Origin of the sequence: Mucilaginibacter rubeus (assembly GCF_014643835.1) — a bacterium.
Lineage (GTDB): Bacteria > Bacteroidota > Bacteroidia > Sphingobacteriales > Sphingobacteriaceae > Mucilaginibacter > Mucilaginibacter rubeus.
Window position 1 is genome coordinate 424,113 of the sequence record NZ_BMKD01000001.1, and the last position, 15,340, is coordinate 439,452.

Annotated in this window: 12 protein-coding genes; 7 read left to right on the forward strand and 5 right to left on the reverse strand. The window is 41.5% G+C overall.

The features are described 5' to 3' along the window. Positions 1 to 9: 9 nt before the first annotated feature. Positions 10 to 942 (reverse strand): AraC family transcriptional regulator, encoded by a 933-nt coding sequence (locus IEX80_RS01750; RefSeq protein WP_129568699.1) that lies wholly within the window; start codon positions 940 to 942, stop codon positions 10 to 12. A gap of 154 nt (positions 943 to 1,096) precedes the next feature. Here IEX80_RS01750 and IEX80_RS01755 point away from each other — a divergent pair, with 154 nt between their 5' ends. Both IEX80_RS01755 and IEX80_RS01760 read left to right on the forward strand, forming a co-directional pair. Next, positions 1,097 to 2,599, forward strand: coding sequence for an aldehyde dehydrogenase family protein (locus IEX80_RS01755; protein WP_188831735.1), 1,503 nt, complete (start codon positions 1,097 to 1,099; stop codon positions 2,597 to 2,599). 114 nt (positions 2,600 to 2,713) lie between these two features. Continuing rightward, a complete protein-coding gene (locus IEX80_RS01760; protein ID WP_090524975.1) occupies positions 2,714 to 3,085 on the forward strand; it encodes a DUF779 domain-containing protein in 372 nt (123 codons plus the stop codon). 15 nt (positions 3,086 to 3,100) lie between these two features. Here IEX80_RS01760 and IEX80_RS01765 read toward each other — a convergent pair whose 3' ends face one another. Continuing rightward, complete coding sequence (locus IEX80_RS01765; RefSeq protein WP_188831736.1) at positions 3,101 to 4,333, reverse strand: alpha/beta hydrolase-fold protein; 1,233 nt, start codon at positions 4,331 to 4,333, stop codon at positions 3,101 to 3,103. A 182-nt stretch (positions 4,334 to 4,515) separates the two neighbouring features. On the opposite strand from IEX80_RS01765, the gene IEX80_RS01770 reads away from it, so the two are divergent. The 3 genes from IEX80_RS01770 to IEX80_RS01780 all read left to right on the forward strand — a co-directional run bounded on the left by IEX80_RS01770 (position 4,516) and on the right by IEX80_RS01780 (position 7,563). Beyond that, positions 4,516 to 5,208, forward strand: coding sequence for a hypothetical protein (locus IEX80_RS01770; RefSeq protein ID WP_188831737.1), 693 nt, complete (start codon positions 4,516 to 4,518; stop codon positions 5,206 to 5,208). Positions 5,209 to 5,312: 104 nt separating this feature from the next. After that, positions 5,313 to 6,854 (forward strand): MFS transporter, encoded by a 1,542-nt coding sequence (locus tag IEX80_RS01775; protein WP_188831738.1) that lies wholly within the window; start codon positions 5,313 to 5,315, stop codon positions 6,852 to 6,854. 127 nt (positions 6,855 to 6,981) lie between these two features. Next, positions 6,982 to 7,563, forward strand: a complete 582-nt coding sequence (locus IEX80_RS01780) for a hypothetical protein (RefSeq protein WP_188831739.1) — start codon at positions 6,982 to 6,984, stop codon at positions 7,561 to 7,563. 105 nt (positions 7,564 to 7,668) lie between these two features. On the opposite strand, the gene IEX80_RS01785 is transcribed toward IEX80_RS01780, so the two are convergent. Together IEX80_RS01785 and IEX80_RS01790 are read right to left on the reverse strand one after the other, a co-directional pair. Further along, entirely contained in the window at positions 7,669 to 8,439 is a 771-nt protein-coding gene (locus tag IEX80_RS01785; protein ID WP_188831740.1) for a DNA-formamidopyrimidine glycosylase family protein, read from the reverse strand. A 45-nt stretch (positions 8,440 to 8,484) separates the two neighbouring features. Further along, positions 8,485 to 9,540 (reverse strand): winged helix DNA-binding domain-containing protein, encoded by a 1,056-nt coding sequence (locus IEX80_RS01790; RefSeq protein WP_188831741.1) that lies wholly within the window; start codon positions 9,538 to 9,540, stop codon positions 8,485 to 8,487. A 101-nt stretch (positions 9,541 to 9,641) separates the two neighbouring features. Between IEX80_RS01790 and IEX80_RS01795 the strand changes: the two genes are divergently transcribed. Further along, entirely contained in the window at positions 9,642 to 9,788 is a 147-nt protein-coding gene (locus IEX80_RS01795) for a glycine zipper domain-containing protein (RefSeq protein ID WP_175489875.1), read from the forward strand. Positions 9,789 to 9,845: 57 nt separating this feature from the next. Here the strand turns inward: IEX80_RS01795 and IEX80_RS01800 are convergent, their stop codons facing one another. After that, a complete protein-coding gene (locus tag IEX80_RS01800; RefSeq protein WP_229701483.1) occupies positions 9,846 to 11,474 on the reverse strand; it encodes a gliding motility protein RemB in 1,629 nt (542 codons plus the stop codon). A 362-nt stretch (positions 11,475 to 11,836) separates the two neighbouring features. Here IEX80_RS01800 and IEX80_RS01805 point away from each other — a divergent pair, with 362 nt between their 5' ends. Continuing rightward, complete coding sequence (locus IEX80_RS01805; RefSeq protein WP_188831742.1) at positions 11,837 to 14,860, forward strand: DUF2723 domain-containing protein; 3,024 nt, start codon at positions 11,837 to 11,839, stop codon at positions 14,858 to 14,860. Positions 14,861 to 15,340 lie beyond the last annotated feature (480 nt).

Here is a 15,340-nt window from a genome sequence, read left to right on the forward strand (position 1 = left end):
ATTAGTCTGTTAATTCAGGTGCCCACCCCGCAGCCTGGCCTTGTAATAACTTGGCGTAATGCCCTCTATCTTTTTAAATGCGCGGCTAAAGTAGTTAAGGTTATTGAACCCGGCTTTAAAACAGGCTTCAGAGATACTGTTATGCGGATTGTTCATGAGCTGCTTGGCTAATTGCAGGCGCTCTTTAATGATATAGTCAACCGGCGAAATCCCCAACTCGTGCCTAAACGCCCGGAAAAAGCTGGCTTTGCTCATAAAGGCCATCTGGCTCAATGCATCAATATTAAGCTTATCGCTTAAATGCACCCTAATGTATTCCAGTACATAGGCAAATCGGCTGCTGCTTGATAACTCATGCAGGTTATCGCTGATCTCGTTAATGTTTTGCATCTGCATAATGCGGATTAGCAACTCTTTTAAAGTGAGGTTAGCCAGCACATCTTTGGTCAGCGCATCGCCGGTACTGATGCGGATGAGTTTATTAATGAGCTGTGCCAGCTCATAATTATTAAAAAAGTGGAACTGGTTATAGTTCAGCTGCCAAACCCGCTTATCTTCCCTTGGATAATTCTCATTTAAGAAATCAAGCGTATTGGTAATTTCCTGGTGGTTAATAGCCAAAGCTGTGCACTGAGATGGCTGGTTGATAGTAGCCTCCGGGAAATCAATTTTCATCGTAATATTTGGCGGTACTATAACGGTTTCGCCGGGGAGGTAATCAAACCCCGGTTTATCAAACAGATGCATCACCTTTTTGCCGCGCAGCATGCTTGTTATTACCAGATCGCTAAAAGTTAAGGGCACCAGTTCGCTGCGCTCAAAAGTTTCAAAAACGTTGAGTTCGCAATGGTTCATGGTATAAGCCCTGCGGTTTTCAACCAGGGTATTCAGTTCTTTTCCGTGTGAGAGGCTTAGTGGAGATAACAGGGTTTTGTTATTCATAGCCGTTTATAATTTATACCAAATTAGGCATACTTATCCTGATTAACAAGCGGGTGCAAAAAATGCGACCATTGTGCTATCATTTGAGAACATAATGCAAATGCCCTACAGCAAGGTAGCTCTACATTAGTGTTACCAAAAAACCATAAAAATTATGAGCGCTGTTTCTAAACCATCCTTCAAGGATAAATACGACAATTTTATCGGCGGAAAATTTGTCCCGCCGGTTAAAGGCGAATATTTTGATAACGTTTCGCCTATCGACGGTAAAGTATTCACCAAAGCTGCACGATCAGGAAAGGAAGATGTTGAACTGGCTCTGGACGCCGCTCATGCCGCATTCCCAGCGTGGGGCAAAACTTCAGCAGCGCACAGGGCATCGCTATTAAATAAAATAGCCGATGTTATTGAAGCCAACCTGGAGTTTTTGGCTGCGGTAGAATGCATTGATAACGGAAAAGCCATTCGTGAATGTCGCGCTGCCGACTTGCCGCTGGTGATTGATCATTTTCGTTATTTCGCTGGTGTAATTCGTGCCGAAGAAGGCGGGATTTCCGAGCATGATGAATATACCGTAAGTATTTGTTTAAATGAGCCGTTGGGTGTGGTAGGACAAATCATCCCCTGGAATTTTCCGCTGTTGATGGCTACCTGGAAAATTGCCCCTGCGCTGGCTGCAGGTAATTGCTGTGTTGTAAAACCGGCCGAACAAACCCCGACATCCATCATGGTATTGATGGAATTGATCCAGGATATTTTGCCGCCGGGTGTTTTAAATATTATTACAGGTTTTGGTCCGGAGGCAGGTAAGCCGCTGGCTTCATCGCCGAGGGTTGCCAAAGTTTCTTTTACGGGCGAAACCACAACAGGCCGCTTAATTATGCAGTACGCATCTGAAAACCTCATTCCGGTTACGATGGAATTGGGTGGGAAATCACCAAATATCTTTTTTGAATCGGTAGCCGATGCCGATGATGAGTTTTTTGACAAAGCCGTTGAAGGCGCCGTATTATTTGCCCTTAACCAGGGCGAGGTTTGTACCTGTCCGTCGAGGATCCTGGTACACGAAAACATCTACGATAAATTTATGTCGAAGGTGATAGAACGCACTAATGCTATCATTATGGGCAACCCGCTTGACGGGAATACCATGATGGGTGCGCAGGCATCTAACGATCAATACGAAAAAATCCAGTCGTACCTGAAAATTGGTAAAGAAGAGGGAGCAGAGGTACTTTGCGGCGGCGAGGTTAAAAAGCTTGATGGCGAGCTGGAAGGCGGTTATTATATTCAGCCTACGTTATTTAAAGGCAATAACAAAATGCGCATTTTTCAGGAGGAGATCTTTGGTCCGGTGGCTTGTGTAACCACATTCAAAACTACTGAAGAAGCCATCGCGATAGCCAATGACACACTGTACGGGTTGGGCGCCGGTGTGTGGACCCGCGATGCGCACGAGCTTTACCAGGTGCCGCGTGCTATACTGGCCGGCAGGGTTTGGGTAAATAACTACCACGCTTATCCTGCACATGCTCCATTCGGTGGCTACAAAAAATCAGGTTTTGGCCGCGAAAATCATAAAATGATGCTTGGTCACTACCGTCAAACAAAAAACATGCTGATCTCATATAATAAGAACAAGTTGGGATTTTTTTAATCCCGGCTTTAATCCCCCCGTTCCCCAGACTTGCGAAGTTTCTGAAACTTCGTAAGTCTTTATGTGTTTGAATATTTCTTTACTTATCTGCTTCTTCGCGCGAAATTTGAAGACATGATCAAAAGAGTAACCATAACCCCCGAAGCTTCAAAGCTGATAGCCGAACTCAAATCCCGCTTTGGCGACCTGATGTTTCATCAAAGCGGTGGTTGCTGCGATGGCTCATCGCCTATGTGCTTTGAAAAGGGCGAGTTTAAACTCGGCGGCAGCGATGTGAAAATAGGAGAGGTGGATGACTGTGAATTTTGGATGAGTAGGGACCAGTTTGAATACTGGCAGCATACCCAGCTCCAGCTCGATATTACCAAAGGCCGTGGTTCAAGTTTTTCAATAGAAATACCGACGGGTTTTAGGTTTATGATCCATTCAAGATTGTTTACCGAAGACGAGTTGAAAGATTTAGAACCGGTGAGTTTTATAGATTAGCCTCCTCCAAATCTCTTACTGCTCTGCCTGCACCTTATCCAGCTTATCCATGATCTCTTTTGTATACTTTATTGATAAAGCTTTCTTAAAATACTTTTCGGCATTTGCTTTATCCCCACGGGCTAAAAAGCAATCGCCCATACTGTCATAAACGTTGAAGTTTTTCGGGTAATTATCTATGTTCACCTGGAAAAACATGGCCGCTTTTTCATAATCTTTTTGTTGCAAAAACGCGTAGCCTATGCTATTCATCTCCGGCTCGGGGGGGCGTACGGTGTAACCCATTTCAGCGGACATCATTTTGTAATGGGCAGTTATCATTTGTCTTAGCTGCACGGCATTATACTGTTTATCAAAATATTGGTTATAAGGCTGGTTTCGAGGAAAGCGGTTGTTTTTGAAAATAAACCGTAAGGCATCATACTCGGCATTGAATGAAACAGAATTATGATCGTCGTCAGGATAATACTTTTTAGCCCATTGCAGATTGTTTGTTTTATTGACAGAAAGATCATCAGCCAGTTTCATGATAGACCGGATATGATGTGATATTTCGGCCGTGTCCTTTTTTACTTGTATAGTATCCATACCTGCATTCATCGTATTGGCAAAACCGAGGAAAAGCTTTTTACCGCCAAAATTCTTTTGCTTAAGGATAATTGTTGCCTGTTTAAGTAAATTATCGTTATCATAAAACATGCTGGGATCTATAGCCACATATGCATTAAAAACCTGTGTATGTTTTGATAATAAATTGATTACCGTTAATCCTCCCAACGAATGACCGATCATAGTGCGATAGGGCGCAGTTGGATTTGTTTTGTCGATATATGGGATTAGTTCTTTTTCCATAAAGGCGGCAAAGTTTTCCCCTCCGCCTGATGACTTGTCCATAGCGCTGCTGGTAGGCGTCAGGTCCCGGGTACGATTTCCGGGTGTATTCAAAATACCAACTATGATCATTTGCGGCAGCACCGTATTGCCTGCAGTTGCGCTAAGTTCTTTGATCATAGTAACCAGCGACATGAAATGATCATCGGCATCTAAAACGTACAAAACCGGAAATTCCGGTTTTGAAAAGTAGTTGGTATCATATCCTGGCGTATAAACCCAAAGGGGTCGTTTCTCTTTCAGGATGTTGGAATAAATGGTATCCACCCTCCCCAAAACTATAGGTTGCTGTGGTGGCTGCGCCTTCAACAGGTATGCAATGGTGAGATGAATGAGTATCAGGATGAGCTTTTTCATGTGACTGTTGATTTTATGATTCAATGGTACAGCAACAATATGACCTTCAGAATTAAATGTGACGAATGTTGTCGTTGGCGTGACGGAAATAATTTGGAGCTTGTTTTCGTTTAAAAAAAGGACCGAAAACATGTTTTGGTAAGTTTTTGTTAGTTATTACAATCATTCATAAAATTATCGCCGTGCTCAATACTTATAATACTGCCCGTAAAAAGAATAGCTTAACAAAGTTTGAGACGTTGATATTCGGATTAATGATCGTGTTCACTATAGGGGCTATCATACTCTTCTTCATTGATAAAGGATATTTTGAGATGATATACAATCGCCATGGCGGTTTTATAGGATACTTCACGGTATTGTTGTTACTTGTAATTTTTGTAGTGTCGGCAGCATATATTGTAAGGCTTTCGCGCTATCGCAGCATCCAGTTTTGTGTGGTTTTAATTTTAACCGGGATAGCAAGCCTGTTTTTCATCACCGAAAAAATGAGCAGTTTACCTGACCTTTTTCATCTGTCAACCCATTCGCTTTTTAAAGCCAACCCCGCAATATTGGGGGCAAATGCAAATGGAATAATTAAAATTAATGAGACCGGAAAAATTGTGCTCTATTGGATTTTGATAGCTGCAAGTGCTTTTTACTTTTTGATATTGCCGTTTATATATCGGAGTAATTTTAGGGCTAAACGCTTTATTGATAGAATCGGAATTCCTATCCCTCACCGCAACCACGTTATCGCAATAATTATATTAACTATTTTGATAATGCTATTTTCGGCAGTAAACGAGTCGGAAGTTTTACCATTTGATTTTGCTGCAATATTTTTGCTGATACTGCTTTGCCCGGAAAATATCGGTGTTTTCAGGCGATAGTCATATTTTTTTGCAACACTTTAAATTGTTTTTTTAGGCTCCGTTTAATCCGATCATTTACTGCAACTTTGTAATAAACCTTTCAGTTACAACCTTATAAAAATATGGCTACAGTTTCATTGGGCAGCCCGGCAGGCAAATGGATCATGGTTTCGGCTATACTGGCTTCGGCCATGGCATTTATTGATGGAACAGCGCTTAATGTGGTGCTGCCGGCATTACAACAAAGCCTTGATGCCAAAGGAGCTGATCTCTTTTGGATCCTAAACGCCTACCTGTTGATGCTTGCCTCTCTTATTTTAATAGGCGGCTCGCTTGGCGATAAATTGGGGCGAAAGAAGGTCTTCATGATTGGGATTTTTATTTTTATAACCGGATCAGCCCTTTGCGGGCTTTCACCAGGTGTTTTTTATCTCATTGTTTTCCGGATCATACAGGGTATAGGAGGGGCACTGATGATTCCGGGGAGCCTTTCGCTTATTTCATCATCCATCGATGCAAAAGAAAGGGGCAAGGCTATCGGAACATGGTCGGCCATTACCACGGTAGTTACTATGGGCGGCCCGGTATTGGGTGGCGCCTTAGCCGATGCCGGTTTATGGCGGTACATATTCTTTATTAATATACCCATAGGGATAGTAGCTTTAGTTATCCTGTGGCGCAAGGTTGCCGAAAGCAAGGATGATAGCACCGATCAAACTATCGATTTTCCGGGCGCTATTTCCATTGCATCAGGGCTTGCTTTGCTAACATTTGGTTTTCTGCGAATGCCGGCGGTTGGATTTAATAACTGGCAGGTTTATGGATCATTAGCCCTGGGCTTATTATTGCTCATTGTTTTTATTTGCATAGAAGGTACAAGCACACATCCCATGATGCCGCTAAGCCTGTTTAGCAATAAAACCTTTAGCGGGATAAACCTGCTTACATTTTTTCTGTATGCGGGTTTGGGCGGCGGTATGCTGTTCATGTCACTAAACATGGTGCAGGTGCAGGGGTATAGCCAACTGCAATCTGGGTTAACATTTTTACCTTTTACTGTGCTCATGATCTCCATTGCGCGTTATGCAGGAGCTATTGCCGATAAAAAAGGTCCGCGTTTATTGCTCATCATCGGTCCGGCTTTGGCGGGAGCAGGGTTACTAATGTTGTCGTTCATCAAACAAACTGCAGGCCCTTCCGATTATTGGACAAGCTTTTTCCCCGGCGTACTTGTTTTTGGCTTCGGCATGTCATTAACGGTAGCGCCGCTTACGGCAACGGTAATGGGATCGGTAAGTGATCATTTTTCGGGTACAGCGTCGGGTATTAATAATGCTATGACCCGCATTTCGAATGTTTTTGCCAATGCCATTTTTGGTGCCCTGGCAGTTTTGTTTTTTTCGGGAGCGATGCAGGGGGAGTTGAAAAAGTTATCCTTTAATGAAAAAGATAAAAAGACGGTTATGGAACAATCGGCCAACTTGGGCAATGCTAAAGTGCCCGCCGGCATCGACGGAACCAATAAAAAGGCAGTCGGGATTGCCTATCACAACGGATTTATTTCAGCCTATGGCAATATTATGCGGATCTGCGCCGGCCTTGGTTTCCTGGGTGCGCTGATGTCGGTTATTTTTATCAGGAATAGTGCTGTTAAGAAGGAGTGATTGTTTTTGAAAAGACGTATATAGAGTTAGGATGCCTCTGTGTAGAGCCTAAAAAAATCAGATCGGGGTTGCAACCATTTGTTTATCACTATCGTCTACCTTACAAATCCATCTAAAGCTTATTGTTATGTTCAAGTCGATATTCTCCCGAAATTCTGTAAAACTCTTTGCCTTATGTTTTTTTTGCTTTGTTGCCGTTAGCGTATCCGCCCAGGATAAAACCAAAACGATAGGCAACAAGCCCAGAAGCGGCTCATCCAATAATACCTTTGATGCTGTTAAAGGTGCGCAGGTTGGTATTGAAATGAATGCTGGTAAAAAGCAGGTACAATTACTTACGCTGAACTTTCATACTCAAAACCGATCAAGCGATAGCATTCCTTTTAAAGTAAATGTTTACCAAATGGCCGGGAAGTTTCCAAATGAAGCTAATTTGGTTAAAGACGAAATAAAAGGCTATATTAAAAAATACGACAATGTGGAAAACCATCAATTAACCACTGTCGACTTATCGCCATACAATGTTAAAGTGGCCGGTGATATTGTGGTTTCTATTGAATTTTTGACAACCAAAACCAACTCCAACGTTGGATTTGCCTGCGGCTTATTTAACGGCGGTACCTTCCATAAGGATGGTGAAACCCAACCCTGGAAGAAGATTCCGATTGTTGGTGTTGATTTTAATGTACTGGTGAAAAAGTTGAAGTAGATACCCCTCTAAATCTGCCCTAAAGGAGAGACTTTTAACAACTGCGCTCATTGCAAACGAGCGCAGTAAAATACGCTAAATACTCTTCTTTAAACCCTGCGAGATTTACTCGAACAATTCCTGCTCATCAGTATAATATGTTTTCCGCGATGCTTCGTTAATTATGATCGCGGCGCCTGTAGGGCTGTGTTTTTTCTTTGAATTGTGAATATCCATGAAATCACGAACTTCACCGTTAATGATGTCGGGGTTTGATTTAAGGATATTTTGTTCTGCATCTTCCAATACCGATTTTATTGCCTTAACCAGGTCTTTCAGTTTGGCCTCCGGTATTTTACTGCTTATGGAGAACGGAGAAATGCGGGCGTGCCATAAAATCTCATCGGCGTATGCATTGCCGATGCCTCTCATGATCTTTTGATCAAGCAGTACAGTTTTAATATTGGTTTTTGTTTTTGCCAGGCGCTTTTTTAAATATTCAGCATCGGCATCAAGCGCGTCGGGGACATCCTTTTTTTCGGGGTCGAGGGTAGGTGTTGCTATCCCCTGGAAATCTGTAAGTACTAATCCGCTGCCATCATCAAAGTGCAGCTCGATGATGCTGTACTTGTTGTCGTTTTTGGTATCGAACAAAAACAGTTTACCGTGCAACATTAGGTGCAGACCCAGTACATCGCCTTTGCTAAATTTAATGTGCAGTTCCTTCCCTTCGCGATATACTTTTTCGAGCTTTTGTCCGCATAATACCTCGTTTAATTCGTGTACGCTAACATTTAGTTTTTTAGCGTTAGGTACTTCTATTTTTTTAACGGTTTTACCTGCAAGTATTTTTTGCAGGTTATGGCTAAAAGCCTGCAGATCGGGTAGTTCGGGCATAATATGTTGTTTTTATAAGTAACTTGTTGATGTAGTTAATGTTTGTTATCCGACACCATTAAACTTTTTAAAACGTTGTATGGCGTTTTCAATAGACTGGTTTTGAGCCTTATTGAGTTTGTTAAATGGTTTGAGCTCAATATCAATATTCTTTTTGCCCATATTCCGGCTCCAGTTGCCAACCACCTGGTTATTGACCATTATAGTTGGGAAAAAGGTAATAGCCCCCATTTTATCCCGAAAGCTGGCTGGTACCATGGCATCGCGATTTTTATAAGCTATAATTAACTCATCGTAAACAGGCAGAAGGTAAGCCCCCCTTTTTTTTGCTGTACTGAAATCGACATCAGTATCCATCCAATAGCCTACCCCTTCAATGATGATATTACTTAGCTGGTCTTTATTTATTTCGATCCCGGTTTTGGCATCGGCAACTGTAAGGCCGCTCCAATGTACAAAATCATTTATTGTAGCGGGGCCATGGCTTGTAAAATACCGCAAAACCAGTCTGGTTACCGCTTCGTCACGAGATATGGCTGGTGTCACAGGTGCCCGTTCGTTGAGCAGAGCATAGGTGAACTGTTTGCCCTGCCTTGCCCCGCTGCAAATTAATTGCTCCAGTTCGGCTTTCATCAGTAATATGGTAAGCCTGAGATCGTTGGTAGCTATTTTTGCCTTATTTAGCGCAGCGGCAATTTCTGTACGGGTTAGCTGTTTGCCGCCTTGCAGGGCTTTTGTAAACACATCAAAGCTTTTATTAAAAATGGCATCTGTAACCTCCTGCTTTTTATACATGGCGGCATTACCGGCATTAATTCGTGGTGCGGTAAGGCTAAGCATCCAGCGGATATCCTGAGGTAAAACAAAATGCCAGGTTGGTCTTAATACATGGGTTCGTAAAATAGCACCGGTGGTCATCGCTTTTTCCACAGCCCCGTCCGATGGAGATGACATACGTAACCCAATTGCCCATTTGGCATGGGCATATTCCTGCGCCTGCATGGCGCACATATGACCAACCACTTCTTCGGGCTTTTTGAATTTATTGTGGTTAAGATGTTGGTTATAAACCCGGAGATTAGCTATATCACGTATGGTCATGTCTGTCTGCTTTGATACTATTCAAAATAAATATATATTAATGACAACTGTTTGTCAGCAGGAAAAATGATTTAATTTGAGAGGCTTATTTTGATGGACAGATGAACAGGATAGATCCTAATTATTTTGCAGGTGGGCTGGTGGTTGGCACAGCTATCGGTTTGGCTTTGCATAGCCTTGCTGTGGGTATAGCAATTGGTGTAGCCGTCGGGGTATCTGTAGGCTCAAGAAAAAAGAAAAGGGAGTAAAGATTCTCTGGTTTATAGCCTCACAAAGGTTTTAAACTTCGTAAGGCTTTTTATCGATTAAAAATCGTGATATAAATTTCTGAACGAGCTTCTTATCCCGAAGGTGATCATAGTGTTTTTTGAATCTTTCTGATCATTTTTTTCCTGGCGATATAACGCGCCGAGTTCCAGGCGTAAATTATACTTTGGGTTAAGTATGTAAGCAACAGTTCCTTCACCATAATAAAGCTGTGTGCTTATACCCTGGCCTATGGTAGTCGTAGTATTTTCCGATGGTACAAAAGGTTTGGTAATTATTTTGCCGTTATTTGCAGCCTTTGTGGCATCAAGTCCATATTTGGCATAATTAAGTTGCCCCTGGAAATCAAACCGGCCAACCGAATAATTCAAAATGCCTAAAAGTTCCCTGAAGTTTGCTCCGTAAGGATGGGCCAGAGGATCGCCGTAAAACGAATAACTGCTTATTGACTGCTGGTTACTGTAAGTGTATGGCTTAACAGTGTTATATTCAAATAGATAGTTTAACCTTTTAACTTTAAAAATATCTGCCCCACGGATCCCCAGTTGCCAGCCGTTGGTGTTATCGGTACTGTTGCCCGAAAAGAAATTGCTGCCTTTGAACCTGTCGAACATGATCTGTCCGTACAGGGCAGCTTTATCAAAAATCTTGTATTTGGCATTGAACCCTAAAAATACGTTATCCTTTTTGTTCCCGCCCGGGCCCAATGAGCTTGCAAATAAAATAGGGTTTACAAAATTGGCGTCAAAGCCTGCCCGGTTGCCCTGGTTATCAGCTTCGGGAGCTATCAGGGCGTTAAACATACCAAACGAGGCGCGTTTGGTTATATTCCAGTCAATATAATGGAATAAAGCCCATTTGCGGCGGTTACTTCCAAAACTGTCAAATTTTTGTGCAACATTATTGAGGTCTTCAATATAGGCCCACGCTACCATATAACGTACGGGGCCAAGGTCGGCTGTAAGCCTGAGAAGCGGCATATTGGCGGCAAAGTCAGATAAGAGCACCGACCGGTACCCGTCACCAATAAACATTTTATCTTCGCCTAATGTAATATTCAGTTTTTTTGTTACTGAATAGGAGAGTATTGCAGTTACGTACGACCAATCTTGTGAGTTGCGTGGTTGGCCTGTATACTTCCTGGCATATGCCTGGCCGGGTATAAAACCATTGGTATTGACATAGTTGTTATAATACGATACAAACTTGGCCGAATTTTCAAAACCGCTTGTGTAAAATGAAAATTTGCTGCCTACTGTTCCCCCAATTTGATAGCCACGTACATTTAAGTTGGTCGAATTACTGTTAGTGAAATCCCTGCCGGCCTGCAGATCAGTAATATAGTCGGCATAAAAGGTATATTCTTTTGCTTTTACGTCAAAAAGGTGTTCATTAAATAATTTACGCCCGCCCCAGGTTTTGCGGTCTTTAACACCAACATTCATTACCGAATCATAGGTATGCAAAATGGTGCTGTCAATTAAAAAAGGACGCAATGAAGTATGGACCGAGTTTTTTACAGAATAAATATCCGAATTGAACTTTTGATACAACTGGTATGAATTAGGTAAATAAACTGATTGAGCTTTTGCTAATTGCGATGTAAATAAGGCAATTACAGCTATGATAAATGTTTTTCGAAAGCTTAGGAAGTAGAGTTTTTGCATTACAACAAAATAAGTATTAATTGTTCTAAGTTAAAAATTTCATTGGTAAATAAGGATATATACATACATGCCCCGCAGGTTGTTTCTGATATATATTAAAATTATGCAAATTGATTTGGACATTGATACCTGGTTAACCGTTCATAATCATTGAATTAATTATTCAATAAAGCAGGTTTATAGTTATTAAATAAATGGATTGAAATATGCCTGTTCGTGGAGATCGGTAAATAAAATTTCTTTAATCCCAGTACTTCAAAAAGTTAATTAATGTTAAATTTTGTCACGTGCAGGTGTTTTTTTTAAATAAGTTATAAAAATCATGATATTTGCCGCGCTATTAAATCAATTGATATTATTAAATGCAGTACAAAAAAATCAATAACCTGTTAGGCTGGCTTTGTTTTGTTATAGCCTCAATAACCTATATTTTAACATTAGAGCCGTCTGTAAGCTTTTGGGATTGCGGCGAATTTATTTCATGTGCCTACCGTTTACAGGTAGCCCACCAGCCTGGTTACCCGGTTTTTGCCATGATAGGCAAGGTTTTGTCGTTATTGTCATTTGGCGATAACACTAAAGTGCCTTTCTTTACTAATATGGGGTCGGCATTGGCCAGTGGTGCAACTATTATGTTTTTATTTTGGACAATTACTGCTTTTGCCAAAAAACTGATGGTTGAAAAACGAGATGAGGCTATTGACGGTTATAAATTATATGTAATTATGGGGGCCGGCCTTGTTGGTGCCCTGGCCTTCACATATACCGATACGTTTTGGTTTTCGGCTGTCGAAACCATTGTATTTGCCCTGTCATCACTATGTACCGCAATTGTATTTTGGGCAATTCTTAAATGGGATGAGCACGCCGACGAACCCGGTGCTGATAAATGGATTGTTTTTATAGCTTATGTTATCGGTTTATCCATAGGGATCCACCTGTTAAACCTGTTGACTATACCGGCCATCGCAATGGTTTACTATTTCCGCCGAACCAAAAATATTACCGTTGGCAATAGCATCCTGACTTTTTTGGCAGGGGTAGTGATTCTTGGCCTGGTACAATACGGCATCAGGGGATATACCATTAAGTTTGCGGCTTATTTCGACCTTTTCTTTGTCAATTCCTTAGGAATGGGCTTTGGTACCGGAGCTTTCTTTTTCATCCTGCTGATAGTTGTTGCTCTGGTATTGGGGATCATGTACAGTATCCGCAAAAAGAAGCCTGTATTAAACCTGGCTTTACTTTGCGTTGCATTTATATACTTTGGATATGGCTCATTCGCTTATATCCCTATTCGTGCGACTGCTAATACTAATTTAAATAACTCACATCCAGATAACGCTTTTACGCTTTACGGTTATTTAAATCGTATCCAGTATGGTGAAGTGCCTTTGCTAACCGGCCCTATGTATGATTCGCAGGTTACGGATCAAAAACAGGGTAGTATCATTTACCGCAAAGGTAAAACTAAATATGAAAATGCAGGTCGTAAAACAGATTATGTTTATGACCATACCACAGCATTGCCACGTATGTACAGCACCGACGCTAACGATGTGCAGTTTTACAAGCAATGGCTGAGGATTCCCGAAGGGCAGGCCCCAACTATGGGCGATAACCTGAAATGGATGTTTAGCTGGCAAATGTACCAAATGTACTGGCGTTACTTTTTCTGGAACTTTGTTGGCCGTTATAACGATGCCGACGGACAAACCAGCACCGAAGGTATTGACGGCAACTGGACGACCGGTTTATTTGACGGTGGCAAACATTTACCAAAATCAGTAACTGCAGCTACTACCTATACTCCGCTATATGCCCTGCCATTAATAATTGGTTTAATAGGTTTGTTTTTCCATGTTAACCGCCGCAGTAAAGACGCATTGATTGTTGGCTTGCTATTTTTCTTCACAGGCTTGGCCATTGTTTTATATGTAAACCAGGCATCAGTACAGCCGCGTGAGCGTGATTACTCGTACGTAGGCTCATTTTATGCCTTTGCCATATGGATAGGTCTTGGCGTAATTGCCATTGCCGAATTTGGCCGCAAATATATCGACGCTAAAATGGCCGCTATCGGTTCAACTGTGATTGGTTTATTGGTTTGCCCGGTGCTGTTGGCTGCCAAAGAATGGAAAGATCATGACCGCTCAACCAAGATGACGCCGCATGATATGGCCTATAATTATCTCATCTCATGCCCGCCGAATGCTATTTTATTTACTTATGGCGATAACGATACTTACTCATTGTGGTACGATCAGGAAGTTGAAGGCATCCGCCCGGATGTGCGGATTGTAAACCTCAGTTTGTTTACCGGCGATTGGTACATTCGTCAGATGCAGAAAAAGATGAACAGTTCTGAGCCGCTTCCTATCACTATGCCTTTTGATAAATATAAAGAAGGGGTGAGGGACGTTATTTATTTTAACGATCAGAAACTACCTGGATATCAGGATATTAAAGAAGTGTTTGATTTTATTACTTCTGATGATAAGGCTACGCAGGTACAATATCAAAGCGGCGACTATGGCAACTACCTGCCGACCAAAAATCTGAAAGTTACGGTTAACCCTGATGAGGTAATTGCAAACGGTGTAATAAAAGCCGATCAGAAAGATAAGCTTGCAACCGCCATGGAGTGGAAATATACATCAAACTATGTAACCAAAGAGAATTTGGCCATGTTTGATATTTTGGCGCATAACCACTGGAAGCGCCCTATCTGCTTCACTACTACCATTGGTAACGAAAACCTGATAGGTTTGCAACCTTACCTGTACAAAGAAGGTTTTACCTATCACTTGATTCCATTTAAGCCGGATACAGCTTTACATGATCAGTTGAGCAAAACCAATACTGATGTAATGTATGATAACGTGATGAACAAGTTTAAATTTGGCAAGTTTAAAACTGCTAAATACCTTGATCATGAGTCGACCTCCATGTTTTACCCCGTTATGGTAACCACTTTCCTTGATCTGGCCCAAAGCCTTGTTCAGGAAGGTAAAAACGATAAAGCATTAAAAGTTGTTCAAAAATATGATGCTGAATTACCTGATATTTACCCGTATGTTGATGTTGCAGGTCGTAAGTTATATTTAACGCAATTGGCTTATCAGCTTCATGACGTGGTGTTGGGTAACAAATTGGCAGGCAATATCGACAATTACCTTACCGATCAGTTGGATTATAATGCCTACCTGCTAAGCCAGGATGTTAATAGCATTAACGGGCGCGATGTACAAATAGGCATGCAAGTGTTGAACGGATTGGTGCAGTTTACCAAAGACAACCATCAAATCGCTCTTGCTACCAAATTTGAAAACCAGTTAAAGGGTTACGAATCAAAATTCCGTGCTGTATTAGGCGGCGGTCAATAGTAATCCTTGATAATATTTATTGGCAAAGCCATCCCGGTTGGGGTGGCTTTGTTGGTGGTTTATAACTGCAGTTAATGGATTTGCTCGTATCTACGGTTGAATTTTCTATAATCTTTTTGATTGAATTAAACGAATCTGGCCCGATCATAGCATACATATAATACAATTATCGGTAGTATGATAATTAGGGTACCAACTGCTTTGTTTCACAATGTAAGCCGTGGCTCAATTGTCATGGTCTTTAGCCTTTAATCGACAAAAAAAATCGACATCTCACGAAATATCGCCACGTAATTGTTGTTGATTGAATTCAAGCTGTTGAAAATCAATGATATGTTTGTGTGGTATAAGGTTTGCAAATGCAAGGGCAACCATTTTCTTGCCTTTTGCATAAACAATGTCCGATAAATTGATGTTTCTCCCCGGTGCATGGCTGCAAATAGGAATTTTTAAAATAAATTTGATTTACTTTTAACAACA

Excerpts from the sequence above, each read along its gene's own strand:
- IEX80_RS01790 (WP_188831741.1), bottom strand. The coding sequence starts at position 9,540 with ATGACCATACGTGATATAGCTAATCTCCGGGTTTATAACCAACATCTT.
- IEX80_RS01775 (WP_188831738.1), top strand. The coding sequence starts at position 5,313 with ATGGCTACAGTTTCATTGGGCAGCCCGGCAGGCAAATGGATCATGGTT.
- IEX80_RS01750 (WP_129568699.1), bottom strand. The coding sequence starts at position 942 with ATGAATAACAAAACCCTGTTATCTCCACTAAGCCTCTCACACGGAAAA.
- IEX80_RS01795 (WP_175489875.1), top strand. The coding sequence starts at position 9,642 with ATGAACAGGATAGATCCTAATTATTTTGCAGGTGGGCTGGTGGTTGGC.
- IEX80_RS01800 (WP_229701483.1), bottom strand. The coding sequence starts at position 11,474 with ATGCAAAAACTCTACTTCCTAAGCTTTCGAAAAACATTTATCATAGCT.
- IEX80_RS01760 (WP_090524975.1), top strand. The coding sequence starts at position 2,714 with ATGATCAAAAGAGTAACCATAACCCCCGAAGCTTCAAAGCTGATAGCC.
- IEX80_RS01765 (WP_188831736.1), bottom strand. The coding sequence starts at position 4,333 with ATGAAAAAGCTCATCCTGATACTCATTCATCTCACCATTGCATACCTG.
- IEX80_RS01805 (WP_188831742.1), top strand. The coding sequence starts at position 11,837 with ATGCAGTACAAAAAAATCAATAACCTGTTAGGCTGGCTTTGTTTTGTT.
- IEX80_RS01755 (WP_188831735.1), top strand. The coding sequence starts at position 1,097 with ATGAGCGCTGTTTCTAAACCATCCTTCAAGGATAAATACGACAATTTT.
- IEX80_RS01785 (WP_188831740.1), bottom strand. The coding sequence starts at position 8,439 with ATGCCCGAACTACCCGATCTGCAGGCTTTTAGCCATAACCTGCAAAAA.
- IEX80_RS01780 (WP_188831739.1), top strand. The coding sequence starts at position 6,982 with ATGTTCAAGTCGATATTCTCCCGAAATTCTGTAAAACTCTTTGCCTTA.